This is a genomic window from Pandoraea captiosa (genome assembly GCF_902459775.1).
Taxonomy (GTDB): Bacteria; Pseudomonadota; Gammaproteobacteria; order Burkholderiales; family Burkholderiaceae; genus Pandoraea; species Pandoraea captiosa.
In genome coordinates this window covers 1,132,654-1,153,151 of record NZ_CABPSQ010000002.1, presented here as the reverse complement: position 1 = coordinate 1,153,151, position 20,498 = coordinate 1,132,654, and the positions used below count along the sequence as shown (strand labels likewise).

The following is a 20,498-nucleotide window of genomic DNA, read 5'->3' as shown; positions in this document are numbered from 1 at the left end:
GGCCGAAGTGTATCACGGCCCCCTGCCTCGCTGCCTAAGCGCCCTGCCGACCCTACCGCCCACTTACCGCCCGCTTACCGCGCATTTACCGCGCGTTTGCCGCGGACTTTTCCCTGCGCCCCGGCCGAAAGACCGATGCGTCCCGGTAAAAGGCGGGATCCTCATTCGCCGACCACCAGCCCGGAATACCCAGCACCGGCAGCGGGGCAAATTGACGCGTCGAGAGCGGCGCCGACATCAGCGGCGGTGCGATGCGTTCGTCGAGCCACCGACGCCGCTGCAGCGGCGGCGCGTCGAAATAGTCGTGCGGCACGTCGACGATCCAGGCGTGCGCCGTCACCGATTTGTAAGGCGAGACGAGCTTTTCCAGCAAGGCATGGCCGAATGCCTGGACTTCGCAGGCGCGCCCCCAATCGGCGCGTCGCGTGACGAAAAGCGTATGCCAGTCGAATGCCCGCAGGGCCTCCCCCAGCGACGGCTCGCTACAAGCGAAAAGGACGGCGTTCTCATCGAACAGGGTGGCCGCGTCGCGCGTGGCGCCACGGGTGGCCTGCACGCCGTCCGTCGCGATTGCCCCGGCCTGACGTGCGTTGAGCGCGGCCTTGGCGCGCGGGAACGTCAGCCAGATCAGCGCATTGAAGAAGTCATGGAGATTGCGGCGTGTCGGCACACCACCCGTTGCCGCGATGAACGCCTCGTAGGCCGTGGCAACGGGCAGGTTCTCCTGGGCGACGAAGCGCAGCGGTTGTCCCTGGCCAGTCGCCAATTGCGCGGCATCGGCCTGCGTCGACAGGGCGAGCCGCCAGTCGTCGCAGGCCAATGCCCTTTGCCCGTATGCCGCCACGGCCTCGAACCATGGCGCGCGCCAGTCGATGTCCGGCAAGCCGGTCGGCGCATCGATGACGCCCGTCCCCGCCCCCGGTGAACCGGGCGAACCGAGCGTTCGGGTGGACGCCATCAACGACATGGATGCATGAACCTCGCGGGACGCCAGGACTTCAGCGACGTCGTCGATCTCGCCCCACGGCAATACGCGATGCAACGTCAGTCCTTGAGCTTCCAGCCGATGACTTCGCCCGCGCGCAGCGGCACGACGGTGGCGTCGCCCATCGGCAGTTCGGCCGGCAATTCCCACTGTTCGCGAACCAGCGTGATCTTGTCGGCATTGCGCGGCAGTTCGTAGAAATCCGGTCCGTGGAAGCTCGCAAACGCTTCGAACTTGTCGAGCGCCCCCGCGTTGTCGAAGGCCTCGGCGTAAAGCTCCACCGCGTGCAGCGCGGTGTAGCAGCCGGCGCAACCACAGGCCGCTTCCTTCACGCCACGCGCGTGCGGGGCGCTGTCGGTGCCCAGGAAGAAGCGCGGGCTGCCCGAGGTGGCCGCCTTCACGAGCGCTTCACGATGCGTTTCACGCTTGAGGACCGGCAGGCAGTAGTAATGCGGGCGGATGCCGCCCGTAAAGATGGCGTTGCGGTTGTACAGCAGATGGTGCGGGGTGATCGTGGCGGCAATGGGGCCGGCGGCTTCGGCGACGTACTCGGCGGCGTCCTTCGTGGTGATGTGCTCGAACACGACCTTCAGCCCCGGGAAATCGCGACGCAGCGGCGACATCACCTTGTCGATGAACACCTTTTCGCGGTCGAAGATATCGATGTCGGCGCTCGTCACTTCCCCGTGCACGAGCAGCGGCATGCCCACTTCCTGCATTGCCTCGAGCGCACCGCGGCACTTGGCCAGATCGGTCACACCGGCGTCCGAGTTGGTGGTGGCGCCAGCCGGATAGAGCTTCACGCCGTGGACGAAGCCCGAGGCCTTCGCGCGACGGATTTCCTCTGCCGGCGTGTTGTCGGTGAGGTACAGCGTCATGAGCGGCTCGAACGTATTGCCCGCCGGGCGCGCCGCGAGAATGCGCTCGCGATACGCCGCGGCATGCTCGGTCGTGGTGACCGGCGGCTTCAGGTTCGGCATGATGATCGCGCGGCCGAACTGGCGGGCGCTGTCGGGCAGCACGCTCTTGAGCACGGCGCCATCGCGCACGTGCAAGTGCCAGTCGTCGGGACGGGTGATAGTCAATTGGGTGGTCATGAGCGTTTTCCGGGGGCTGGAGGGACGGCTGGCCCATGCGTTCGTGGCTGCGCGATGCGAACGGGTGACGCATCGACGCGACGGACTGCCTGGGCGGGAATGTACGTGCACAGAGGCCGGTGCTATGCTTCTGTAACCCCATATTGTAACGGTTGCGGCGCTCCAACACGACGTGCGCAGCCAATCATCGATTTGCCCGCCCCATGTGCCAACTGCTCGCAATGAATTGCGCGGAACCGACCGACATCACGTTCTCATTTACCGGTTTTGCGGCGCGTGGGGGGGGCACGGATCACCATGCCGACGGCTGGGGCATCGCATTTTTCGAGGACAAGGCCTGCCGCCTCTTCATCGATCATCAGGCCGCAGCCAACTCGCCCATCGCCGAACTGGTGAAGAAGTACCCGATCAAGTCCAAGAACGTCATCGCCCATATCCGCAAGGCGACGCAGGGCATCGTCGAGCTGGAGAATTGCCATCCGTTCCAGCGCGAATTGTGGGGACGCCACTGGATCTTCGCTCACAACGGCGATCTGCACGATTACGATCCGTTCCTCTCCGGCGTCTACCAGCCGGTCGGCACGACCGACAGCGAGCGGGCCTTCTGCGACATCATGCAGGGGCTGCGCAAGCGCTTCCCCGGCTCGCAGCCGCCGCTCGACGAGCTCTTTCACGCCGTTGAAGACATCACGCGCACGATCACCCGTCATGGCGTGTTCAACTTCGTGCTCTCGAACGGTCAGGCGCTGATTGCGCACTGCTCGACCCGGCTGCACTTCATTGCCCGTCAGTGGCCGTTCACCAAGGCGCATCTGATCGACGCCGACTGGGAAATCGACTTCGCCAAGTTCACCACGCCGGCCGATCGGGTCGCCGTAATCGCCACGGCCCCCCTCACCGATAACGAAGTCTGGACGACCTTCGAGCCGGGCGAACTGATCCTGTTCGAGAAAGGCGCGCCGACGCTGCGCACGGTCGTGCCGATTCCAGAAGCCGTGCGCCTGCGCAATGCGCAGAACACCGCCTGCCAGTAACGCCAGTAGCACCAGTAACGCTGACAAGGCCGACGCGACCCACATCACTACGGCAAGACACAAAAAAAGCGTGCCCGAAGGCACGCTTTCTTCATTCCGCAGCCGGCGACGTCGATGACACCGGCGTCGCGACGGCCGATCAGTGCAGGATCTTGGCCAGGAAGTCCTTGGCGCGGTCCGACTTCGGGTTCGCGAAGAACTCGTCCTTCTGATCGTCTTCGACGATGATGCCCTGATCCATGAAGATCACGCGATTGGCCACCTTCTTGGCGAAGCCCATTTCGTGCGTGACCACCATCATGGTCATGCCTTCCTGAGCCAGTTCGACCATCACGTCGAGCACTTCGTTGATCATTTCCGGGTCGAGCGCCGAGGTCGGCTCGTCGAACAACATGGCGATCGGGTCCATGCACAGGGCACGGGCGATCGCCACACGTTGCTGCTGACCGCCCGAGAGCTGCCCCGGGAACTTGTGAGCGTGCGCCTTCAGGCCCACGCGCTCGAGCAGCTTGAGCCCCTTGTCGCGCGCAGCTTCCTTGCTGCGACCGAGTACCTTGACCTGTGCGAGCGTCAGGTTTTCGGTAATCGACAGATGCGGGAACAGTTCGAAGTGTTGGAACACCATGCCGACGCGCGAGCGCAGCTTGGCCAGGTTCGTCTTCGGATCGGCGACCGACGTGCCATCGACGATGATCTCGCCTTGCTGGATCGGCTCCAGACCGTTGACGGTCTTGATGAGCGTGGACTTGCCCGAACCCGACGGGCCGCACACCACCACGACTTCACCCTTCTTGACTTCAGTGGAGCAGTCCGTGAGCACCTGGAACTGGCCGTACCACTTGGAGACGTTTTTCAGGGTAATCATTTCGCCAACCTCTTTTGAAGACGTTTAACCAACATCGAAACCGTGAAGCAGATCACAAAGTAGATCGCTCCGGCAAACACAATCATGGCAGGCAGCGTGCCGTCACGCTGACCGACCGAGTACGCCATACCGAAGAAATCGGACAAGGCGATCGCGTACACGAGCGAGGTATCCTGGAACAGAATGATGCCCTGCGTGAGCAGCAACGGCACCATGTTACGGAACGCCTGCGGCAGCACCACGAGGCCCATCGCCTGCCAGTAAGACATGCCCAGCGCGAAGGCAGCCGACATCTGGCCACGCGACACGCTCTGGATACCGGCGCGGATGATTTCCGAATAATACGCTGCTTCGAACAGCGAGAAGGCCACCAGCGCCGAGACCATCCGGATGTCCCACGTCGGCGGCACGTCCAGCAACGAACGCAGCACCTGCGGCACGATCAGGAAGAACCACAGCAGCACCATCAGCAGCGGGATCGAGCGGAACACGTTCACGTACAGATCCGCGAACCATTTCAGCGGCGCAACGCCCGACAGACGCATCATCGCGAGCAGCGTGCCCCAGATGATGCCGACGACCACGGCCAGCGCCGTGATCTGCAGCGTGGTCACCATGCCCTTGATGAGCAGCGGCATCGCGTCGATGGCGCCGCCCCATGCGAAGATCTCACCCATTATTTGCCCCCGATGTAGCCCGGCAGGCGGGTCTTGGCTTCGATGAAGCGCATGAGCACCAGCACCGCGATGTTGATGATCATGTAAGCGATCGTCACGACAATGAACGACTCGTAGCTATGGGCCGTGTAATCGATGAGCTGCTTGCCCTGACCCGTCAGTTCCAGCAAGTTCACGGTCGAGATCACGGCCGAGTTCTTGAAGATGTTGACGAATTCCGAGGTGATCGGCGGGATCACCACACGGAAGGCCACCGGCAGAAGCACGAAACGATACGTTTGCGGGAGCGTCAGCCCCATCGCAAGACCGGCATTCTTCTGGCCCTTCGGCAACGAATTGATCCCGGAGCGCACCTGTTCGCACACACGCGCCGCCGTAAAGAGACCGAGACCCACCACACCGGTGAGCAGCGAGACGTTCGACGGGTTGAGCGAGAACAGCCACTGACGAACCGCTTCGGGCAGGAAGTCGGGGGCCACGTAGTACCAGAAGAACAACTGCACGAGCAGCGGGATGTTCCGGAACAGTTCGACGTAAGCCGCCGCGAATCCGGAAATCCATTTGTTTGGAATGGTACGCATCACGCCGAGCACGGAGCCGACGATAAGCGCAATGATCCAGCCGCCGAGGCCGACTTCAAGCGTGAGCTTGAGGCCCGAGAGCACCCACCCGAAGTAGGTGGTGTTCTCGCCGGTAGCCACCGGCTGGAAGAAAAAACTGAAATCGAGACCGAGAGCCATGATCTCCCCTTTTCTACTTGTCTTGCTTAAAAAGAAGCGGAAGGATCGACTCCTTCCGCTTCAGCATTACGTACTTACGCCTGGCAAACCAATACGCCTGTCGGCTTACTTGGTGCCCTGGACGTCAGCATTGTCGTTCGGCGCTTTCCACAGTGCGGCCATTTCAGCCGACGGCGGGAAGTCCATATTCGGCCCCGGCTGGTTATTCTGAGCCAGTGCGGCGATCGGCTGCTGGAACCACTTCGCGTAATCCTTCTGTGCCTGACCCGACTTCTGGTAATCCGCAACAGCCTTGTCCACCACCTTCTTGAAGGCCGGATCGTCCTTGCGCATCATGCAGCCGTAGGCTTCGTACGATTGCGGTTTGCCCACGATGCTGTAGTCCTTCGCATCCTTGAACTTCGCGCGCTCGCCGGCGAGCAGGGCGTCATCCATCATGAACGCCACCGCACGGCCCGAATGCAGCGTGATCGCAGCTTCGCCGTGATCCTTGGAGCTGATAATGTTCATGCCCAGATTTTCTTTCTGGTTCATCTCGCGCAGCAGACGCTCGGACGTGGTGCCAGCCGTCGTGACGACGTTCTTACCCTTCAGGTCTGCGAAATCCTTCACGCCCGAAGTGTTCTTGGTCAGCAAACGCGTGCCGATGATGAAGAACGTGTTCGAGAACGCGGCTTGCTTCTGACGATCCGCGTTGTTCGTGGTCGAACCGCACTCGATGTCGATCGTGCCGTTCTGGACCAGCGGAATGCGGTTCTGCGACGTAATCGGCGTCTGCTTGACTTCGAGCTTCGTCAGCTTCAGTTCCTTCTTGACTTCGGCAACGATCGCCTGAGCCACGTCGTTGGCATAGCCCACGACATTGTGTTGGTTGTCATAGAACGAGAACGGAATCGACGATTCGCGGTGCCCCAGCGAAATGACGCCCGTGTCCTTGATCTTCTTGAGAGTACCCGCTTCCTGAGCCTGAGCAGCACCTGCCATCAGGCCAACACAGCACATCGCCAACGCAATTTTTGAGAGGGTCATTCCTTGGTCTCCTTGGCAAAAACCAGTGCATTTTAGCACTGCATTTGCCCATTTTTTTATTCTCGAATGTTCGGAACGGACGTCTTTTTTGACGTAACTCGCCCCGAACATTCCTTTTTACGCACTAATGCGTATTACTACTTACCTGCAAGCGTTACCGGATCAGGGGTACAGACCGCGCATTTCGCGCGCCTGCAAAATGCGGGTACACGCGACGATGAATGCCGCTGTACGCAAGGAAACCTGATGTTCCTGTGCGACATGCCACACGCCGTCGAATGCTTCGCGCATGATGCGCTCCAGACGGTGATTGATCTCTTCCTCCGTCCAGAAGAAGCTCGAGAAGTCCTGAACCCACTCGAAGTACGACACGGTCACGCCGCCGGCGTTGGCGACCACGTCCGGCACGACGAGAATGTTCTTGCTACGCAGGATGTCGTCCGCAGCCGTCGTCGTCGGGCCATTGGCGCCTTCAACCACGACCTTCGCGCGGATCTTGTCGGCGTTCTTCTCGGTAATCTGGTTTTCCAGCGCCGCCGGGATCAGGAATTCGCAGTCGAGCGACCAGAATTCGTCGTCCTTGATCGCCTCGGCCGCCGGGAAGCCGCCCACACCGCCGGTCTCGGCCACGTGCTTGAGCAGGTTCGGCACATCGAGACCGTCCGACTTGTAGATCGTGCCGGTGTGATCCTGCACGCCCACGACATGGGCACCGGCTTCCGCGAACAGGCGCGCGGCGATACCGCCCACATTGCCGAAGCCCTGCACGATCACGCGCGCACCGCGCACGTCCATGCCCAGACGGCGGGCCGCTTCGCAGCTCACCACGAACACCCCGCGACCGGTCGCTTCGCGACGGCCCAGCGAGCCACCCAGCGAGATCGGCTTGCCGGTCACCACGCCCGTGGCCGTGGAACCCTCGTTCATCGAGTAGGTATCCATCATCCACGCCATGATCTGCTCATTGGTGTTGACGTCCGGCGCCGGAATGTCCTTCGTCGGCCCGATGATGATGTTGATTTCGCTGGTGTAACGGCGCGTGAGACGCTCGAGTTCGCCGCGCGAAAGCTTGCGCGGATCGACACGGATACCGCCCTTGGCGCCGCCGTAAGGCACGTTCACCGCAGCGTTCTTGACCGACATCCAGGCCGACAGCGCCATGACTTCGGACAGCGTCACGTCCTGATGGAAACGCACACCGCCCTTGCCGGGGCCGCGCGACGTGTTGTGCTGAACGCGATAGCCCTCGAAGTGGGCGATGGTGCCGTTGTCGAGCTCGATCGGGCAGTCGACCACGAGGATACGCTTCGGGCGCTTGAGGGTTTCGACCCAGCGCGAGAGCGAACCGAGATAGGGGGTGACGCGATCGACCTGTTGAAGGTAGTTACCCCACGGACCGAGGTGTTCGGCGTCGAGGTAAGAAGGCAAGGCATGTGACGTTTGAGACATCGTTGGATTCTCCGGCTTCAATCTGCACCGCCGGCACACACCGCGCCAGCGACACGAATGGCTCGCACTTTACAAAGAACCGCAAACAACAATCCAATGCCGAATAAACATGCATCTATGCATTTTCTGCATAGTTTTGCGCCGGGCCCGCAAAGCCTGCCATGCCGGCGAGGCCTTCGGACCGTCAGCCGTCAGCCCTTCACCTGATCCCGCACCGCCTGCCAGAACGCTTCGACCACGTCGCGCTTGGTACGCTCGCGCCGATTGCTGGCGTCCGCGTGGGCAAGACGGTCGCGGTACAGGCGGATCTCCATGTCCAGATGCCACGGCGTGGACGCCTTGCCGGACGGCGCCAGATCGATGAGCTCGTCGCGCGCGACCGAGTCGATCACCGCGCTCTCCGGCAGAAATGCCACGCCATGCCCGGCAAGCACCATCGCCTTGAGCGCCTCTGCCATGTCCGTCTCGTAAACCTTGTCCAGATGCGGGCGGCTCGCCACATCGCCCACCAGCAGGTCCGCCATGCGCCCGAGATAGGCGTTCGACGTATAGGCCAGGTACGGCACGGGCGCTTCAGGGGTACCGGGCAGCTTGAATCGTGCCCGCTTCTGCGGGGTCGGCGCGCTGTAGGGACTGAAGCGCTCGCTGCCGAGCACGATCATCTCGTAGCGCGCAGCGTCGAGCTGCAACGGCTGGCTCGGATGGTAATAGCACATCAGCAAGTCGCAGCCGCCATCGGTGAGCGACATGGCCGCGTCGTGCACGTTGAGCGCGCGCAAACGCGTGCGCAACAGGCCCATGCGCTTTTCCAGCAGCTTCAGCCAGCGCGGGAAAAAGGTCATGGAGAGCGTATGCGGCACGGCGAAATCGATCACCGAGTGGTCTGCTGAGCGTTGTTCTCGCAGCAGCGCGCGCGCTTCCTGCGCCTGCGCCAGCAATGCCAGCGCCTGCTCGTAGAACACCTCGCCTGCGGGCGTGAGGCGAGTTGGGTAGCTCGACCGATCGATGAGCTCGCTGCCGAGCCACGCTTCGAGCGATTGAATGCGACGTGAGAACGCCGGCTGCGTCACATGACGCAATTCCGCAGAGCGGCTGAAACTGTTCGTCTTGGCGAGCGACACGAAGTCCTCAAGCCATTTGATTTCCATGCGGTGCTCCCGCCAAGGCCGGTCGATTGGGGCATGATCGGTGCCGTCAGTGCCATCGGAACCATCAGTACCGTCAGTTCGGAACGGCGATGTGCCCCAGGGCAATATCGCCTCCGTCAGCGCGCTAGTCTACGCAATCGTGCGCACGCACGACAGGCCTGCGTTCGTCATTCGCCGGGACCCCGTGACGGCAATCCGCGACGTGGATTCCCGCCGAAGGGCCCCGGCGATCACGACACCACTGTCGCAAAGTGCGAGGCCTCGGCGTCCCCTTCTCCGCCGCGACGCTGTTGCTGCAGCGCCCACATCTGCGCATAGAGCCCCTCGGCGCGCAGCAGTTGATCGTGTGTGCCTCGCTCGACGATACGCCCCTTGTCGAGCACGATGATCTGCGCCGCGTGCACCACGGTCGACAGACGATGCGCAATGACGAGCGTCGTGCGCTCGCGGGCAATGTTGCGAAGCTCCGTCTGAATGGCCTGCTCCGAGCGCGAGTCGAGCGCCGACGTCGCTTCGTCGAAAATCAGAATATGCGGGTTCTTGAGGATGGTGCGCGCAATCGCCACCCGCTGCTTTTCGCCGCCGGAGAGCTTCAACCCGCGCTCGCCGACCATCGATTCGTAACCGGCGGGCAGGCTTTCGATGAAGTCGTGGATGTGTGCGGCGCGCGCTGCGGCAATCACCTGCTCGCGCGAAGCCGACGGATTCCCGTAGGCGATGTTGTAGTAGATCGTGTCGTTGAACAGCACGGTGTCCTGAGGCACGATGCCGATCGCCGCACGCAGCGAGTCCTGCGTGACATCGCGAATGTCCTGCCCGTCGATAGCAATGCGACCGCCTTCCACACCGGGAAAGCCCACGTCGTAGAAGCGGAAAAGCAAGCGCGAGAGCGTCGATTTTCCCGAGCCGCTATGCCCCACCACAGCCGTCGTCGTCCCCGCTGCAATGGTGAAATCGACGTCGTGCAGAATCTGGCGAGACGGCTCGTAGCCGAAATTCACATGATCGAAACGCACGGTGCCGCCGCTGCACACGAGGGGCTGCGCACCGGGCGGATCGGCGACTTCGCGATTGACGTCGAGCAGGGTGAACATGCGATCCATGTCCGTCATCGCCTGCTTCAGCTCACGATAGATCACGCCGAGGAAGTTCAGCGGAATGTAGAGCTGCAACATGAACGTATTGACGAGCACGAGGTCGCCGAGCGTCATGCGCCCGCTCATCACGCCCTGCGTGGCGTGCCAGAGAATCAGAATGAGGCCGGTGGCAATGATGGCCTGCTGACCGAAGTTCAGCACCGAGAGCGAGTTCTGCGAACGAATCGCGGCGGCGCGATAGCGTTTCAGGTTCTCGTCGTAGCGCTGGGTCTCGAACGCCTCATTGCCGAAATACTTCACCGTCTCGTAGTTGATGAGCGAGTCGATGGCGCGTGCGTTGGCCTTCGAGTCGAGTTCGTTCATCGTGCGGCGAAAGTGCGTGCGCCACTGCGTGACCTTCACCGTGAAGACGATGTAAAACACAAGGGCGACGAGCGTGACGATGGCGTAGAACGCTTCATAACGCACCACGAAAAAGCCCAGCACCAGACTCACTTCGATGAGGGTCGGCAAGATGCTGTAGAGCGAGTACGAGATCATCGACTGGATGCCTCGGGTGCCCCGCTCGATGTCGCGGCTCATGCCGCCCGTCTGCCGCTCCAGATGGAAGCGCAGCGACAGCGCATGCAGGTGGCGAAAGACCTTGAGCGCGATCTGGCGCACGGCGCTTTCCGTGACTTTCGAAAACAGGATTTCACGCAGCTCGGTGAAGAGCGACGTCGACAGACGCACGATGCCGTAGGCAATCACCAGAAGGCCGAGACCGCCCACGACGATCAGGCTCGGATCGTTCGCGGCGCGCGCCGTCGCCGAGAGCGACGCCACGGGACCGAGCGCATCGACGATGTGCTTCATGATGACCGGCACGCCGAGGTTGGCGACCTTCGCCAGAATCAGACATGAGAGCGCGAGTGCGACGCGGCCCTTGAATTCGAGCAGATACGGGAACAGCGACTTGATGACCTGCCAGTCGCCGCGCGGCGGTTTGCCGCCGTTGGGCGCGCCGGAGGCCGCCGGCGCAGGCTCGGCCGGAGTGAAACGTCTCATGGTGGGGTGTGGCGGCGTCCGGCTCGAATGAGGGCTTTCCGCTAGAATCGGTAATGACGTATTTTCGCAGAACCCGGCGTCCCATGCTGAACCCTCGGCTGGACCGACGCCGGTTGGCTCTCCCGCGCTACCAAGGATCCTCATGAGCACCCCGACCCCGGCCCTCACGGCCCTGCCCGAAGAAAAAGAACTGGCCTTGCGCGTGATGCCGATGCCGGCCGACGCCAACGCCCACGGCGACGTGTTCGGCGGCTGGATCATGTCGCAGGTTGACATCGCGGGCTCGATTCCCGCGGCGCAACGCGCCAACGGCCGTGTCGCGACCATTGCCGTGAACTCGTTCCTGTTCAAGGAGCCGGTGTTCGTCGGCGATCTGCTCAGCTTCTACGCGACGATCGTAAAAACGGGCAACACGTCGATCACCGTCTACGTCGAGGCTTACGCTCAGCGCATGCGCCTGTCGCATGAGATCGTCAAAGTCACCGAAGCGATGGTGACGTACGTGGCCACCGACGAAGACCGTCGCCCGCGCCAGTTGCCCAAGCTCGACGTCGTCAGCTGAGTCGCAGGGCTTACCGCCCCCCTGCACCACCCTGCACCACCCGGCAACATCCGGCAACACCTGGCAACACCTGGCAACGGCTTGGGGCACCTTGCCGCGCAACGAAAAACGCCGCTGCCTCGGAGTCGAGGCGGCGGCGTTTGTCTTCTCGCGGGTCTCACATGATGCATGCGCCCCTGCCGGACATTCGGCGTCGCGCTATGGCGTTGCGGCCTGGTTGCGTTATGCCTTACGAAAACTGGCTGTAGTCCGGCTTTCGCTTCTCGAAGAACGCCGTAAACGCCTCTCGTGCCTCGGGCGAGAGCAGACGTTTCGCGAACTCCACGCCTTCCTCTCCGATACGCGCCTGTACGTCGCGCGCGCCGTCTGCCTTCATGAGTTGCTTGGTCACACGCAGCGACCCGGCCGGCATTGCGGCCAGTTGCGCCGCGCGCTTCGCAGCGTAGTCGAAGACTTCTGCGGCGGGCAGAACACGATTGACGAAGCCCATCGCCACGGCCTCGTTCACGTCGAACGGCTCACCGAACAGCAGCTTCTCGGCCGCACGCTGATACCCTGCCACGCGCGGCAACAGCCAGCTCGACGCCGCTTCCGGACACAACGCCAGTTGCGAGAAAGGCAGCGAAAATTTCGCCGAATCTGCCGCGTAGACCACGTCGCAGTGCAACAGCAGCGTCGTGCCCACCCCCACCGCGTTGCCGGCCACGGCGGCCACGATCGGCTTGCTCGCCTGGCTGATGGCGCGCAGGAACTGGAACACCGGCGCGCTCTCGTCCTTCGGCGGGTTCTTCAGGAAGTCTTCGAGATCGTTGCCTGCCGAGAAGGCGTCGGGTTGCCCCTGAATCAGCACCACGCGCAACGAGGCGTCGTCCTCTGCCTGTGCGATGCCGTCGGCGAGCGCCTGATACATCTCGGCGGTAATCGCGTTCTTCTTGTGAGCGCGGTTGAACGTCAGCACCTGCACGGCGCCCTGACGCTGTACCAATACGTCTTCCATCGTTTGTGTCTCCTCGCGATCCACTCGTCTGGTCGGCTGTGTGCGTCGTCCCGGTGGTGACGCGACCCGCACAGCCTCATCCATCCACATGACAACGCCGGGGGCAGCCACGCATTTGCGAAACCGCGCCCCGGCGTCCTGAGCCGTCGGCACTCGTAGTGTCGGCCCTGCACCGGGCCAACGCCTATCAAAAATCGATCACGGATGCCCGAATGCCGATTGGATCCGGCTTACATGCGCTCGATAATGCCCGCGGCGCCCATACCCGTGCCCACGCACATCGTCACCATGCCGTACTTCAGGTTGTGGCGACGCAGCGCGTGCACCACCGTCGCGGCACGGATGGCACCGGTAGCGCCCAACGGGTGGCCGAGTGCAATCGCGCCGCCCATCGGGTTCACCTTGCTCGTGTCCAGATCCAGATCCTTGATGACGGCGAGCGCCTGCGCAGCAAACGCTTCGTTCAGTTCGATCCAGTCCATATCCTGCTGGCTCAACCCTGCGGCACGCAGCGCCGCCGGGATCGCCTCCTTCGGACCGATGCCCATGATCTCGGGCGGCACACCGCGCACGGCGAACGACACAAAGCGGGCGAGCGGCGTGAGGTTGAACTGCTTGAGGATCTTTTCGCTCACCACCAGCAGCGCGCCGGCGCCGTCGGACGTCTGCGAGCTGTTACCGGCCGTGACCGAGCCCTTGTTGGCAAACACCGGACGCAGTTTGGCCAGCCCGTCGATCGACGTATCCGGACGCGGGCCTTCGTCGAGCGACAACGTACGCGTCTTGATCGACACTTCGCCCGTCGCCAGATTCGGGAAGCGCTCGACGATCTCGATCGGCGTGATCTCGTTCGTGAACTCGCCGGCTTGCTGCGCCTTGATGGCCTTCTGGTGCGAGGCGAGCGCAAAGGCGTCCTGCGCTTCACGGGTCACGCCCCACTGCTGCGCGACCTTCTCGGCGGTGAGTCCCATGCCATAGGCGATGCCCACGTTCTCGTCACGCTCGAAAATCGAAGGCGAGAGCGACGGCGTGTTACCCATCATCGGCACCATGCTCATGCTTTCGATGCCGCCCGCGATCATCGCGTCGGCTTCGCCCACGCGAATGCGGTCGGCGGCCATAGCCAGTGCGGTGAGGCCCGAGGCACAGAAGCGGTTGACCGTGACACCGCCCACCGTGTTCGGCAGCCCGGAGAGCAGCGCGCCGATGCGGGCGACGTTCAGACCTTGCTGGGCTTCGGGAATGGCGCAACCGATGATCGCGTCTTCGATGACCTTCGGATCCAGATCCGGCACCTGCGACAGCGTGCTCTTGAGGATGGTCGCGAGCAGATCGTCCGGACGCGTGTTCTTGTAGCTGCCCTTGGGCGCCTTGCCGATCGGCGCACGGGTGGCGGCAACGATGTAGGCGTCTTGCAATTGTTTGCTCATGTCAGTCTCCGATCGGCTTAGTTGCGCACCGGCTTGCCGGTTTGCAGCATGCCCATGATGCGTTCCTGGGTCTTCGACGTGCCCAGCAGTTCGATGAAGGCGCGACGCTCGAGCGCCAGCAGCCACTCTTCGTTCACGAGGCTGCCCGCTTCCACATCGCCGCCGCACACGGCTTCGGCAATGCGCGAGGCGATCAGGAAATCGTGCGCCGAGATGAAGTTGCCGTCGCGCATGTTCACGAGCGAGGCCTTGATCGTCGACACGCCCGAGCGACCCGCCACCGGAATGCCGGCCGGCTTGAGCGGCGGACGATAGCCGGCGAGCGACAAGGCGCGCGCCTCGTTGCGCGCGACCGACAGCAGCTCATGCACGTTGTAGACGATGGTGTCCGACGGCTTCAGATAGCCCATGTCGCGGGCGTCGATGGCCGAACCGGAGACCTTCGCCATCGCAGCGTTGGTGAACGACTTCGTCACGAACTGAAGATACTGGACGCTACCGGCTGCGGTGGCCGCTTCGGCCGCACGGATCGCCGCTTCCTTCAGACCGCCGCCGCCCGGCACGAGCCCGACGCCGACTTCCACGAGCCCGATGTAGCTCTCGAGCGCCGCCACACGCTTGGCGCTATGCAGCAGCAGTTCGCAGCCGCCGCCCAGCGCAATGCCGGACACGGCGCTGACCACCGGCACTTGCGCGTATTTCACGCGCATCATGCCGTCCTGGAATTTCTTGATGAACGGTTCGATGCCCTTGGCGCCGCCCATCATGAACGCGGGCATGGCCGCTTCCAGATCGGCGCCCGCCGAGAACGGACCGCCCGGCGCACCGAGTTTGAGCGACGTCGGCTGCCACACGACCACGCCGCGATACTGCTGCTCCGCCAGATCGATGGCGCGCGTCAGTCCGTCGATGACGTCCGGCCCGATGGTGTTCATCTTCGTCTTGAACGAGACGATGAGGACATCGTCCTGCCCCGGGGTCTCGTCGACCCACAGACGCACGGCATCGTTCTCTTCGATGGTCTTGCCGAACTTGCGCGGATCGGCGCTGGCGTCGCCCACGAGCGAAGCCGGGAACACCTGACGCTGGTACACCGGCAGCGTGCTGCGCGGCACGAACGTATCCTTGGCCGGGTTGTACGACCCTTGCGCCGTGTGCACGCCGCCCGCCTCGGCCACCTTGCCGCTCGTGACCCACTTGGGCAGCGGTGCGCTCGACAGCGCCTTGCCCGCGTCGATGTCTTCCTGCACCCACTGGGCAATGTCCTTCCAGCCGGCGGCCTGCCAGTCCTCGAACGGCCCCGTCGTCCAGCCGAAGCCCCAACGGATCGCGAAGTCGACCTCGCGGGCGTTGTCGGCGATCTGCTCCAGATACACGCCGATGTAATGGAATACGTCACGGAACACCGCCCACAGGAACTGTGCCTGCGGGTTGGTCGATTCGCGCAGCAGACGCAGACGCTCGGCCGGCGCCTTCTTCAGAATGCGCACCACCATTTCGTCGGCCTTCTTGCCCGACTCGACGTACTCGCCCGACTGCGGGTCGAGCACCTTGATGACCTTGCCTTCCTTCTTGTAGAAGCCCGCGCCCGTCTTCTGCCCCAGCGCGCCCTTCTCCACCAGCGCCTTGAGCACGGGCGGCGTGGCGTAGGTCGGTGCGAACGGATCGTCCTTCAGGCCATCCTGCATCGTCTTGATGACATGCGCCATCGTGTCCAGACCGACCACGTCGGCCGTGCGGAACGTGGCCGACTTGGCGCGACCGAGCTTGCTGCCCGTCAGATCATCCACGACGTCGAACGGAATGCCGTACTTCTGCGCTTCGGCGAACACCGCCAGAATCGAGAACACGCCAACCCGGTTGGCGATGAAGTTAGGCGTGTCCTTGGCTCGCACGACACCCTTGCCGAGCGTGGACGTGAGGAACGTTTCGAGTTGATCGAGGATGGCCGGATCGGTCGTCGCGGTCGGGATCAGCTCGACCAGATGCATGTAGCGCGGCGGGTTGAAGAAGTGCACGCCGCAAAAGCGCGACTTCAGATCGGCGTCGAAGCCTTCGGAGAGTTCGGTGATCGACAGGCCGGAGGTGTTCGACGCGAAAATCGCGTGCTTGGCCAGATGCGGCGCGACCTTCTTGTACAGGTCGTGCTTCCAGTCCATGCGCTCGGCGATCGCTTCGATCACCACGTCGCAGCCGGCGAGCTTCTCGAGGTCGTCTTCGTAGTTTGCCGCTTCGATGTACTGCGCGTCGGCCTTGTCGGCAAACGGCGCAGGGCTCAGTTTCTTCAGGCCCTCGACAGCGCGCGTGACGATGCCGTTCTTCGGACCTTCCTTGGCCGGCAGGTCGAACAGCACGACGGGCACTTTCGCATTGACGAGGTGCGCAGCGATTTGCGCGCCCATCACGCCGGCGCCGAGCACGGCGACCTTGCGTACGACCAGGGGTTTGTTGGTTTGGCTCACAGTGATCTCCTCCGCTCTCAGAACAGGTCGACGTCGACTTCCATCAGCGTCTTCGCACCGGCACGGGCCATGCGAATTTGCGACGCGGTCTCCGGCAGCAACTTGGCGAAATAGAAGCGCGCCGTGGCGAGTTTCGACGCGTAGAACTTGTCGCCACTGTCCTGCTTGTCGAGCGCGATGCGTGCCATGCGCGCCCAGAAGTAGGCGAACACGAGGTGACCGACCACGCGCTGGTACGGCACGGATGCGGCACCCACTTCGTCCGGATTGGCCATCGCCTTCATGCCGATTTCCATCGTCAGCTTCTGGACCTTGTCACCGATGTCCGCGAGCGGGTTGATGAACTCCTGCATCTCTTCCTTCGTGCCTTCGGCTTCGACGAAGTCCTGCACGAGCTTGCCGAACTTCTTGAGCTTCGCGCCCATGTCGCCGAGCACCTTGCGTCCGAGCAGATCGAGCGCCTGAATCGAGTTGGTGCCTTCGTAGATCATGTTGATACGCGCGTCGCGCACGTACTGCTCCATGCCCCACTCGGAGATGAAACCGTGGCCGCCGTAAATCTGCATGGCGTGGTTCGTGCACTCGAAAGCGTTGTCCGTGAGGAACGCCTTGATGATCGGCGTGAGCAGCGCGACCAGATCGGCCGCTTCCTTGCGCTGCGCCTCGTCACCATGCGACAGTTCCTTGTCGATGTGCAGCGCGGTCCAGTACGAGAAGGCGCGACCGCCTTCCACGTAGGCCTTTTGCGTGAGCAGCATGCGACGCACGTCCGGGTGGACGATAATCGGATCGGCCGGCTTGTCCGGTGCCTTCGGCCCCGTGAGCGAGCGCATCTGGAGACGCTCCTTCGCGTACACCAGCGAGTTCTGGTAAGCGACTTCGGTCAGGCCCATGCCCTGCATGCCAACGCCCTGACGCGCGGCGTTCATCATCACGAACATGGCGTTCAGGCCCTTGTTCGGTTCGCCGACGAGCCAGCCCTTGGCGCCATCGAGGTTCATCACGCAGGTGGCATTGCCGTGGATACCCATCTTGTGTTCGATGGAGCCGCACTTGATACCGTTGCGCTCGCCCGGTGCGCCATTGGCGTCGGGGATGAACTTCGGCACGACGAACAGCGAGATGCCCTTGGTGCCCGGGGGCGCATCCGGCAGACGTGCCAGCACGAGGTGAACGATGTTGGCGGCCATGTCATGCTCGCCCGCCGAGATGAAGATTTTGGTGCCGGAGATGGCGTACGAACCGTCGCCGTTGGGTTCGGCCTTCGTGCGCAGCATGCCCAGATCGGTGCCGCAGTGCGGCTCGGTCAGGCACATCGTACCGGTCCATTCGCCCGACACGATCTTCGGCAGATAGGTGGCCTGTTGTTCGGGAGTGCCGTGCGCATGCAGACACTCGTAAGCGCCATGCGACAGGCCGGGGTACATCGTCCAGGCCTGGTTGGCCGAGTTCAGCATTTCGTACAGCGCGTTGTTCACGACCTGCGGCAGGCCCTGACCGCCGAATTCCGGATCGCAGGCCAGTGAAGGCCAGCCGGCTTCGACGTATTGCTGATAGGCTTCCTTGAAGCCGGTCGGTGTGGTCACGACACCGTCGCCTTCGTACTTGCAGCCCTCGCGGTCGCCCACCTGATTGAGCGGGAACACCACTTCGCTACAGAACTTGCCGGCTTCTTCCAGCACCTGGTTGATGGTGTCGGCATCGATGTCCGCGTGCTTCGGCATCGCCTTCAATTCGTTTTCCACGCCCAGCAGTTCGTGCATCACGAATTGCATGTCGCGCAGCGGCGCGTTGTACTGTCCCATGACCTACTCCTCCGAACAAATCGAATCGAATCGCGGACGGCTCGCGCCTTACCCGCGCTGATAAGACGAAATCAGTTTTTCCAATGCCACCCGGGTCATGTCGACGGCGCCGGGTTCCCGAAGGAAGCGCGCGTCGTGATGCAGGCCGAGTGTCAGGCTGTACATTTCGAAGAGCATCAGACGCGGATCGGTATCCGCGCGCAGATGTCCCTCCTCCTTCGCTTGCGTAATCGCGCGCAGCAGGGCCGATCGCCACAGCCGCACACTCCTCACCAAGGCTTCGCGCACCGGACTGGCTGCGCGATCGTCGTACTCGACGGCGCCGCTGATATAAATGCACCCCGTCGTAACTTCGCGAATACGCTTGTCCATCCAGCGATCCACCAGCGCTCTGAGTCGCGGCAAGCCGCGCGGCGCTTCCATGCTGGGAGCGAACACCTCTTCTTCGAAACGCCGGTGGTACTCCATCAGCACTTCGATCTGCAAATCCTCGCGCGATCCGAAGTGCGCGAAGACGCCGCTTTTGCTCATTTGCATGCGATCGGCCAGCAAGCCGATCGTCAGCCCCTCAAGCCCGTCGCGCCCCGCCAATTCCAGCGCGGCGTTCAGGATCGCGGCTCGTGTCTGTTCACCCTTTCGCATATGTTCTGCATCGCTTTGGTTGTCCGTTCCTCGATGCTAACCAAAAAATCGAACGGCCGTCCTATTATTGGGAAACGCCCATGGGGTAACAAGGAATTTATTAGACCGGAATACCTAATCGGTATTGAAGACAGGCGGGCACCGAGCCCGCGCGGAAAGGACGGAAAACGCAGAGAAAACGGACGAAAGCGGACTGAAACTACGCGAAACAAGAGGAAACGACGGGAGTCCGCCGGAGAACGGCGCGTCAGTCGTACTTGCCGCGTGTGAGTACCTTCATCACAAGACGATAGACGCGGTAGGCCGCCCACTGCCGAAAGCGCCGCCAGCGCGAACGCTCGCCATAACGGGCCGGGTCGATCTGACGCGCCTCGGCAAACGCCGCGCGGATGTGGTCGCGCAGTTGGATGACGACAGGGTCGTCGAGCACCACCACGTTCGCCTCGTGGTTCAGAAACAGGGACAGTGCATCGAGATTCGACGATCCGACCGTCGCCCAGACATCGTCGACCACGGCCACCTTGCCGTGCAGTTGCCGCATGTCGTACTCGCCAATGCGCACCCCGGCGGCGAGCAGCTTCGCGTATAGCCAGGGCACGGCCGTATCGAGCAGACGGAACTCCTTGCGTCCGATGAGCAGATGCACCGCCACGCCGCGTCTGGCCGCCTGCGTGAGCGCACGTCGCAGCCGACGCCCGGGCACGAAGTACGGATTCGCGAGCCAGACCTCGTGACGCGCGCGCCCCAGCGCCATCAGATAGGCTTTCTCGACCGCCCGGCGATTATGGAGATTGTCGCGCGCGACGAAGGCGGCCTGACCGGCATACGATGCGTGCAAACGCCCGCGTCGCCCACGCCGCCGATGACGAAACGGCGTGCCGAGGTAACCGGGGGCAAGACGCCGCCACTGGATGTGAAAGGCCATCACCACCTCGGCAACGACAGGCCCGCGGCATTGCACCGCAAAATCCCAGCGCGGCTCGTCCATGCGCACGCCACCGCCGCCGTTGTAATCGTCGATGACGTTGATGCCACCCACGAACGCCACCTCATGATCGACAATGGCAATCTTGCGATGCGTGCGGGAAAAGCCGAACTTGCCGAACAGATGCGGGTTGTAGACGCGATGCATCACGCCGCTCTCGTGCCACCCTTCGATGTAGGGCAGACGTCGGCTCGTGCCCACACCGTCCGTGATCACCCGCACCCTGACGCCACGCTCGGCCGCACGCCTCAATGCGGCGGACACGTTCTCACCGGCCTCGTCCGCTTCGAAGATATACGTCTCGAGCGCAACGTCATGCGTAGCCTTGTCGATGGCGTCGACGAGCTCGGTAAAGTAGTTCTCACCGAGATAGAGCAGCGTCAGTTGGTTGTCGTGTGAAAACGGCAGGTACTTGCTCATCGACGCTGATTCGGACAACTAATGAAT

17 protein-coding genes are annotated in these 20,498 nt (G+C 62.8%); 2 read left to right on the top strand and 15 right to left on the bottom strand.

Annotated elements, in window-relative coordinates; genetic code table 11:
• Positions 1 to 85: 85 nt before the first annotated feature.
• Both PCA31118_RS10380 and pyrC read right to left on the bottom strand, forming a co-directional pair.
• Complete coding sequence (locus PCA31118_RS10380; RefSeq protein WP_246190159.1) at positions 86 to 1,042, bottom strand: DUF3025 domain-containing protein; 957 nt, start codon at positions 1,040 to 1,042, stop codon at positions 86 to 88.
• A gap of 2 nt (positions 1,043 to 1,044) precedes the next feature.
• Positions 1,045 to 2,082: a dihydroorotase gene (gene pyrC, locus PCA31118_RS10375; RefSeq protein ID WP_150625103.1), complete on the bottom strand. Its 1,038-nt coding sequence runs from the start codon at positions 2,080 to 2,082 to the stop codon at positions 1,045 to 1,047.
• A gap of 203 nt (positions 2,083 to 2,285) precedes the next feature.
• Here pyrC and PCA31118_RS10370 point away from each other — a divergent pair, with 203 nt between their 5' ends.
• Positions 2,286 to 3,116 carry a class II glutamine amidotransferase gene (locus PCA31118_RS10370; protein ID WP_039396153.1) on the top strand — a complete coding sequence of 277 codons (831 nt, stop codon included), beginning with the start codon at positions 2,286 to 2,288 and terminating at the stop codon, positions 3,114 to 3,116.
• A 139-nt stretch (positions 3,117 to 3,255) separates the two neighbouring features.
• On the opposite strand, the gene PCA31118_RS10365 is transcribed toward PCA31118_RS10370, so the two are convergent.
• The 7 genes from PCA31118_RS10365 to PCA31118_RS10335 all read right to left on the bottom strand — a co-directional run bounded on the left by PCA31118_RS10365 (position 3,256) and on the right by PCA31118_RS10335 (position 11,168).
• Complete coding sequence (locus PCA31118_RS10365; protein ID WP_039396149.1) at positions 3,256 to 3,981, bottom strand: amino acid ABC transporter ATP-binding protein; 726 nt, start codon at positions 3,979 to 3,981, stop codon at positions 3,256 to 3,258.
• Positions 3,978 to 4,658 (bottom strand): glutamate/aspartate ABC transporter permease GltK, encoded by a 681-nt coding sequence (gene gltK / locus PCA31118_RS10360; protein WP_150625102.1) that lies wholly within the window; start codon positions 4,656 to 4,658, stop codon positions 3,978 to 3,980. The genes PCA31118_RS10365 and gltK overlap by 4 nt, the downstream gene beginning before the upstream one ends.
• Positions 4,658 to 5,398 carry an amino acid ABC transporter permease gene (locus tag PCA31118_RS10355; RefSeq protein ID WP_044454215.1) on the bottom strand — a complete coding sequence of 247 codons (741 nt, stop codon included), beginning with the start codon at positions 5,396 to 5,398 and terminating at the stop codon, positions 4,658 to 4,660. The genes gltK and PCA31118_RS10355 overlap by 1 nt, the downstream gene beginning before the upstream one ends.
• Before the next feature lie 105 nt (positions 5,399 to 5,503).
• A complete protein-coding gene (locus tag PCA31118_RS10350; RefSeq protein ID WP_150625101.1) occupies positions 5,504 to 6,427 on the bottom strand; it encodes a glutamate/aspartate ABC transporter substrate-binding protein in 924 nt (307 codons plus the stop codon).
• Between the two features lie 162 nt (positions 6,428 to 6,589).
• The gene (locus tag PCA31118_RS10345; RefSeq protein ID WP_044454211.1) at positions 6,590 to 7,876 is read right to left on the bottom strand and encodes a Glu/Leu/Phe/Val family dehydrogenase; all 1,287 of its coding nucleotides are present in this window, start codon (positions 7,874 to 7,876) and stop codon (positions 6,590 to 6,592) included.
• Positions 7,877 to 8,067: 191 nt separating this feature from the next.
• Entirely contained in the window at positions 8,068 to 9,024 is a 957-nt protein-coding gene (locus tag PCA31118_RS10340) for a LysR family transcriptional regulator (protein ID WP_150625100.1), read from the bottom strand.
• 230 nt (positions 9,025 to 9,254) lie between these two features.
• Positions 9,255 to 11,168, bottom strand: coding sequence for an ABCB family ABC transporter ATP-binding protein/permease (locus PCA31118_RS10335; RefSeq protein WP_150625099.1), 1,914 nt, complete (start codon positions 11,166 to 11,168; stop codon positions 9,255 to 9,257).
• A 142-nt stretch (positions 11,169 to 11,310) separates the two neighbouring features.
• On the opposite strand from PCA31118_RS10335, the gene PCA31118_RS10330 reads away from it, so the two are divergent.
• Positions 11,311 to 11,730: an acyl-CoA thioesterase gene (locus PCA31118_RS10330; RefSeq protein WP_150625098.1), complete on the top strand. Its 420-nt coding sequence runs from the start codon at positions 11,311 to 11,313 to the stop codon at positions 11,728 to 11,730.
• 229 nt (positions 11,731 to 11,959) lie between these two features.
• Here the strand turns inward: PCA31118_RS10330 and PCA31118_RS10325 are convergent, their stop codons facing one another.
• The 6 genes from PCA31118_RS10325 to clsB all read right to left on the bottom strand — a co-directional run bounded on the left by PCA31118_RS10325 (position 11,960) and on the right by clsB (position 20,471).
• Positions 11,960 to 12,727 carry an enoyl-CoA hydratase gene (locus PCA31118_RS10325; RefSeq protein ID WP_150625097.1) on the bottom strand — a complete coding sequence of 256 codons (768 nt, stop codon included), beginning with the start codon at positions 12,725 to 12,727 and terminating at the stop codon, positions 11,960 to 11,962.
• 230 nt (positions 12,728 to 12,957) lie between these two features.
• Positions 12,958 to 14,157, bottom strand: coding sequence for an acetyl-CoA C-acyltransferase (locus tag PCA31118_RS10320; RefSeq protein ID WP_150625096.1), 1,200 nt, complete (start codon positions 14,155 to 14,157; stop codon positions 12,958 to 12,960).
• 17 nt (positions 14,158 to 14,174) lie between these two features.
• Positions 14,175 to 16,619 (bottom strand): 3-hydroxyacyl-CoA dehydrogenase/enoyl-CoA hydratase family protein, encoded by a 2,445-nt coding sequence (locus PCA31118_RS10315; protein ID WP_150625095.1) that lies wholly within the window; start codon positions 16,617 to 16,619, stop codon positions 14,175 to 14,177.
• Positions 16,620 to 16,636: 17 nt separating this feature from the next.
• Positions 16,637 to 18,424 carry an acyl-CoA dehydrogenase C-terminal domain-containing protein gene (locus PCA31118_RS10310; protein ID WP_150625094.1) on the bottom strand — a complete coding sequence of 596 codons (1,788 nt, stop codon included), beginning with the start codon at positions 18,422 to 18,424 and terminating at the stop codon, positions 16,637 to 16,639.
• A gap of 48 nt (positions 18,425 to 18,472) precedes the next feature.
• On the bottom strand, positions 18,473 to 19,066 hold the full coding sequence (locus tag PCA31118_RS10305; RefSeq protein WP_150625093.1) for a TetR/AcrR family transcriptional regulator: 594 nt from the start codon (positions 19,064 to 19,066) through the stop codon (positions 18,473 to 18,475).
• 247 nt (positions 19,067 to 19,313) lie between these two features.
• Positions 19,314 to 20,471, bottom strand: coding sequence for a cardiolipin synthase ClsB (gene clsB, locus PCA31118_RS10300; RefSeq protein WP_150625092.1), 1,158 nt, complete (start codon positions 20,469 to 20,471; stop codon positions 19,314 to 19,316).
• Between the last annotated feature and the right edge of the window lie 27 nt (positions 20,472 to 20,498).